Raw genomic sequence first — 5,779 nt, 5'->3', positions numbered from 1 at the left:
ATGTCGTATCGGCCGTCGTGGTCGAGGTCGACGTCGTGTCCAGTCTGCTAAGCATGCGCGATAAGATCTGGGATAGCCCCGATCCGCTCGCGCCAATGCCATCTATGGACATGGAGAGTCTCCTATAGAGAGCCGTCCGCGGCATGCGGATCGGCATCTGCGGAAAAGCAGACCGCATGCCAGTTGGGCCGTGGCGATTCGGCGGAATCCGGCGTCACACAATTGTGTCGGGGACAGTTTTGAGAGAAATCGGGCAATGCTTACCCCGTGAGGGCAATTCCTGCCGATCGGCACCAACTCTATGTTTTCACTGTCTTCGCGCTCGTGAACTCGGCGTAAGGCGGCAATCGTGTCGGGATTTGCAGTGGGACTCTGCATTGCGACGGTTTGATACAATGCATGTCGTGGCGTTATTTTCTCCATGCTTTACGGAACGAGGCGGGGTTAGGAAGATGGGGCTTCGGACATTGGCGGGCGACGAAGCGCCTCGCGGGTGCCGGAGGGCAGCGGATGTACAGTGCGGCGGACGGAACTGAGGTACGCATCAGAAGGTGCGTCGTGCGGCCGTTGTCCCCACGTCGGAGCAATGCATGACGACCCAACCTGTGGACGGCCAGGAAAGCACCCAGAAGCCGGATGAGGGCTATCATATTCTCTTGGTGGAGGATGAACGCAGCGTCCGCGATCCTCTCGGCCATTATCTGCAGCGCAATGGCTTCCGCGTGACCATGGCGAGCCATGCGCTCGAGGCTCGTCATCTTCTCAGCCGCTACAAGTTCGATCTCATCATTCTCGACATCATGATGCCAGGCGAGGACGGCTTGTCGCTCTGCCGTTCTATCCGGGAGAAGCTCGACATCCCGACCATTCTGTTGTCGGCGAAGTCAGAAGAGACCGACCGGATTATCGGGCTCGAGATGGGCGCCGATGATTATGTGGTCAAACCGTTCGCTCCGCGCGAGTTGCTCGCCCGCACCAAAGCGGTGATCCGCCGGGCCCAATCGGTGCCGCGTTCGCGCCGTCTCCCGGTTCAGAAGACGATGCAGTTCGGCACCTGGAAGCTGAAGACCGGCGCCCGTCAGCTGGTTGGCGACGACGGCGAGGTGGTGCCGCTTTCCACCGGCGAGTTCAATCTGTTGCTGGCGTTCCTGGAGCGGCCGCACATCGTGTTGTCGCGCGACCAGCTGCTCGATCTGACCCAGGGGCGCGAAGCCTCGGCTTTCGACCGTTCCATAGACAATCTGATCAGCCGGGTGCGCAAAAAGATCGAGCCGGATTCCAAGAACCCGACTTACATCAAGACCGTCTGGGGCGGCGGCTACAGCCTGGTCGCCGAAGTGCGGCTGGTTTAGAGGCCGTTATCCTTCGAATGCCGTCTGCGGATTGGTCGACATTTCGACTTGGCCGGCCCGCGAAGCACGCACCATGTTCACGCCAGCCAATTGATCGCGTTGCGCAACCAGCGTGTCTGCAGCGGTTTGGCCATGTCGGGCAGGCGATGGACGAGGACGCGCATGCGGCCCTTGCGGGCGATGAAGCTGGCGGCGCCGACGCGGCGGTCGTGGTCGCGGCTGTAGCCGGCGATGACCTCCAGATTGTCGCCTTCCACGATCAACCCGTTCGACTCCTTGCCGGGGATTTGGTGCAGCACGCCCGCGGCCATGTCGGCGGGAATTCCGGCGGTCAGCGGATGGCGCTTGAGGAAATTCCAGTTGCCCATCCATGGCGCGCGCAAATCGCCGACCTGTCCGGAATAGCTGAAGAGGCCGAGCCCCGCGAGTTGCTTGGCGACGCCATCGGCAAGGCCATCATCGGGCACGATGGCGATCAGCGGGATGCCGTCCTTGACCGCCTCCAGCACCCATTGCGGCAGCGCGCCTGCGACCGGCGCCGGTTTGCCGGTCTTCGGCCGGGTTTCGTTGCCGGTCTCTTCGCCAACCGGGCGGCGGGCGATCTCGTCGGTCGTCAGCCCCGAGGCAACGATGCCGTCGCAGCCCCAGCCGGAGAATTCCTCGATTTCGAGATCGGCGACCGCATCGAGCCTGGTGCGCAGCGATTTGGCGATGCCGGCGACCGAGATGCGGGTGGAATGGTCGAGCGGCAGTTTGGCGTCGGTGACCCAGACTTCGCGCGTGAAGGCGGGCACACCGTCAAGTTCGAAGCGGATGCGATGCAGGCCTTCGCGTTCGAAGGCCGGCGTGACGACGTTTTCCGCGAGCAGATAACTGAACTGTCCCGGCACATGCGGCGGGGCCGGCTGGCGCGTCACCTCGCGGCGGGTACCGTCGGGCGCTTCCACGCTGAGCGTCAGTGGGCCCGTCACCGGCGCATCGGTGTCGTTGAGCAGCCAAAGATCGAGCACCGCCTTTTCGCCGAGCGCGTAAGCGAGCTTGCGCTGCTTGGCGACCGGGCGCACCGGCAACAGGCTGGCGCGGATCAGCGCCGGATCGCCATGGCAATGGCGCAGGTTCGAGACGATGCCGGAATGGTTTTCCACCGCCGTCGATTCCCAGCCCGAAATGCAGGCCATGTCGACGGAATCGCCGATGCGGATGTTTTCGAGATAATTCGCCCAGGAATCGTACTGCTTCTTGCCGATGGCACGGTAAAGCGCTTCGGCGGTGGCAAAGCTGTGGCGAAAACCGGCGCGCTCGAGGAATTCGTTGGTGCCGACCACCACGGCGCGATGATCTTCGAGATCGTAGCTTTTGCCGCCGTGGGCAAGGATTTCGGCCGTTTCCAGAGTGTGATTGTCGCCCACCGCGCAGCCTTCCATCTCGCCGAATTCGACGATGGCGCGCCTTTCGGGCTGGCGATGGATGAAATTGTCCTTGTCCTGATAAAAGGCGTCGACCCACTGATCGCCGGCGCCCTGGTGATTGACCCACCAGCCGGCGAACGGTTCTTTGTCGGAACGGTGGAAAACGGCGTCGTACGGGCGGAACATGGCCTGCGCCGCGCCGCGGCCGACGAAGCCGTCGTTGAGCAGCACCGTGCGGCTGGGATCGGCCTCGCGCATCGCCGCCATCACCGCTTCGAGATCGGGATTGGCGAGATCGCCGTCAATCTCGTTTTGCAGCGTGTACTGAACAAGGCTGGGATGGCTGCGGAACGCCTTGACCATGCCGACTGAGCGCGCCACTTCATAATCGCGGGCGAATTTGTCGGCCGGGGTCTTGTCATTGCCCGCGATGGCGCCGCGGCCGGCGCCCGGTTCCATTACCCTCAGCAGGCCCATCTCGTCCTGGCGGTCGAGTACCTCGGAGCGGCCGAGGTTGCGGTGGAAGTGCAGGCAATTGAGTCCCAGCGTTTTCGCCGTCTCGACCTCGCGCTGCGCCAGTTCGGGCGTCGGCCACAAGCCGTTGAAGCCCCAATAGCCCCACGAAATCGCCGAATAAACCTTGATCCGCTTGCCGTTGAGCTTGAATACGGCGTCGCGGCCGAAGCCCTCCGGCGCGAACCAGCGGAAGCCGAAGCGGACCTCGCGCACGGCTTTGTCCCATCGCAGGCGCAGGCGATAGAGCGTCGGCGTCCGCAAATCCCACAGCTTCGCCTCCGGCGCGGCGATCGACAGGCGTACCAGGAGCCGCTCGCCTTTGCGTTCGACCGTCTCGACACGGATGTTCGCCGCCACTGGTTTGCCACTCGCCGCCTCGAACAGCGTGGCCGACGCTTTGGCCTTCAGCCAGTCGCCCATTTTCAGGCGGAACGCCGGCGCGACGTCCATGAAGGCCGTCGCCACCCGCGGCTCGGGGGTGTTGAGCACCCAGGCGTCGGCGATATGGGCGTCGAGCGGAACGAGGGCGATGGACAGCCCGCGATCGAGGCCGCCGAAGCCATGCCCGGGATAGAATTTCACCTTGCCCCAACTGACGGTGCCGGAATCCTTCCAGTCGTAGCGCCCGCCCGGATTGGTGATGCGGATGGCGAGTTGGTTGGTCTTGCCCGGCTTGATCGCATGGGTGAGGTCGCAATCGAACGGCAGCTCGGCGAGAAGGCTGTAGCCGACGAGTTTCTGGTTGAGGAACACCTCGGCGCGCAGCCGCGCTCCGCGCACGGTCAGGATGGCGCGTTTGCCATGCGCCGCTGCCGGGATGTCGACATCCTTCACCCACCACGACACGCCGATATAGGCGCCATTCTGCGGCACCGGATCGTCGTCGGCATAGCGATATTCGGCGGAGTTGTAGGGCCGGGTGCCGAACTGGCCCCAGTGATGCTGCTCCACGGTGGTCGGCAAAATGACGGCGAGGCCGTCGTCGAGCATGCCCCAGCCGCCGCTTGGATTGTGCATCGGCAATTTGTCGAGGCGCACGTCGGCGGGCAGGAAGACGTCGTCGGTTTTCCACTCCGCCGCGCGGTCGAGGACGAGGCGCCAGTTTTCGTCGGGGATGGCGATCAGCGAGGGATCGTGCGGGGCGGCGTCGGCGCTCACCAGCGGCAGGGCGCCGGAGGCGATCAGGAAGCGGCGGCGGCTGAAAGCGGGCATGGCGGCGGCCTCGCGCGAATCGGGCGACCGCGTCAGCATAGGCCGGCCGGGACCCTCCGCCAGACGCCACGGTGTCCTTGTCAGGCCGGGATCAGTTCGCCGACGCGCCTTAGAAGCGGTATGACGCCGGGCTCCTCGATCTTGCGGATGGCGTCCTTGACTGGCAGCCAGACCAGCTTGCGCGTGCCCTTTTCGGGCCATTTCTTGGCCTGGCGCTCGGCTTTGAGGAGATAGACCTCGACGCTCACCGGATAGGTGCTGTCGTCGGGGCGCCGCTTGAAATAGGTGTAGAAGCCGAGCGGGATTTCGCTGGCGATCGTTCCGCGTACGCCGGCCTCTTCGTAGGCTTCCAGAGCGGCCGCTTCAGGCGCCGTCTTGCCCCGCCCGATGTTGCCTTTGGGGATGATCCAGCGTCGCGTCTCGCGCGAGGTGATGAGCAGCACTTCGCCGGCACCGTCCACGATGCGATAGGCGATCACGCCTGCCTGATGGGTCACGCTGTTCAAACGCACGGCCTCGCCGAATCCAAGCGCGCATTATCGCGACCGGCGCGGCGCGGCTCAAGTATGCAATAGGCCTTACAGCTGATCCTGCAACCGCACAACATTCCGACCGCGCGAACCGCCTCGCGGTATCGCCAACAGCCCCGCACGAGCGCCGACCGATCGTCACCGGACTCCCTTGGCGTTGAGAAATTTGCCGTAAGCCCTGTCCTCTTGCTGGATATGTTGTTCCAGCCAGGATTTCAGGAATCTCAGCATTTCGATGGCGATCAGGCCGTTGTAGCCGATGGTCAGGCGGTTGTGGAATTCGGCGACCTTTTGCTTCAGCGTCTCGTGCTGCGCCTTATGATCGCGCAACTCGGGATAGCCGTGGCGCTTCAGTTCGATTTCCTCGTGCTCAAAATGGCGCACGGTGTAGTCGATCAGCTTCTTGACGATGGCGCCGAGCACGTCCTTGCCCTGTCCGGCGTGCATCTTGTCGTGCAGCTCATTGATGATCGCGATCAGGCCCATGTGTTCCTGGTCGAACATTTTGACGCCGACGCTGAAGCCCGGATTCCAGTTCAAGAACGCCATGATTTTCTCCCGAATTGAGTGGTCAGCGCCGCACGAAGACGGTGCTGGTGACCTGATCGAGCGGCAGGCCGCTGCCCGCCAGCGTCTCCGAATGTCCGAGGAACAGGTACCCGCCCGGGCGCAGATGCGCCGTCAGCCGGGTCAAGACGCTCTTCTGCGTCGCGCGATCGAAATAGATCAGCACGTTGCGCAGGAAGATCACGTCGAAATC

At 63.5% G+C, this 5,779-nt stretch carries 5 protein-coding genes; 1 reads left to right on the top strand and 4 read right to left on the bottom strand.

The annotated features are described in order from the left end of the window. The first annotated feature begins 590 nt into the window (after positions 1-590). Positions 591-1,352 (top strand): response regulator, encoded by a 762-nt coding sequence (locus AC1P6P_RS03410; RefSeq protein WP_481401031.1) that lies wholly within the window; start codon positions 591-593, stop codon positions 1,350-1,352. Positions 1,353-1,429: 77 nt separating this feature from the next. Here the strand turns inward: AC1P6P_RS03410 and AC1P6P_RS03405 are convergent, their stop codons facing one another. The 4 genes from AC1P6P_RS03405 to AC1P6P_RS03390 form a co-directional block, all read right to left on the bottom strand. Continuing rightward, a complete protein-coding gene (locus AC1P6P_RS03405; RefSeq protein WP_481401030.1) occupies positions 1,430-4,528 on the bottom strand; it encodes a glycoside hydrolase family 2 protein in 3,099 nt (1,032 codons plus the stop codon). Positions 4,529-4,569: 41 nt separating this feature from the next. Continuing rightward, positions 4,570-5,001, bottom strand: a complete 432-nt coding sequence (locus tag AC1P6P_RS03400) for an NUDIX hydrolase (protein WP_481401029.1) — start codon at positions 4,999-5,001, stop codon at positions 4,570-4,572. Positions 5,002-5,157: 156 nt separating this feature from the next. Further along, the gene (locus AC1P6P_RS03395) at positions 5,158-5,568 is read right to left on the bottom strand and encodes a bacteriohemerythrin (RefSeq protein ID WP_481401028.1); all 411 of its coding nucleotides are present in this window, start codon (positions 5,566-5,568) and stop codon (positions 5,158-5,160) included. 22 nt (positions 5,569-5,590) lie between these two features. After that, positions 5,591-5,779, bottom strand: a 189-nt coding sequence (locus tag AC1P6P_RS03390) for a CheR family methyltransferase (RefSeq protein WP_481401027.1), incomplete at its 5' end; no start/stop codon positions are given.

This window comes from Rhizomicrobium sp., from assembly GCF_056722145.1.
This window is presented reverse-complemented; position numbering and strand designations above follow the sequence as displayed.

What these genes read in the sequence shown, in the direction of transcription:
- AC1P6P_RS03395 (WP_481401028.1), bottom strand. Translation starts at nt 5,568, where the DNA reads ATGGCGTTCTTGAACTGGAATCCGGGCTTCAGCGTCGGCGTCAAAATG.
- AC1P6P_RS03405 (WP_481401030.1), bottom strand. Translation starts at nt 4,528, where the DNA reads ATGCTGACGCGGTCGCCCGATTCGCGCGAGGCCGCCGCCATGCCCGCT.
- AC1P6P_RS03410 (WP_481401031.1), top strand. Translation starts at nt 591, where the DNA reads ATGACGACCCAACCTGTGGACGGCCAGGAAAGCACCCAGAAGCCGGAT.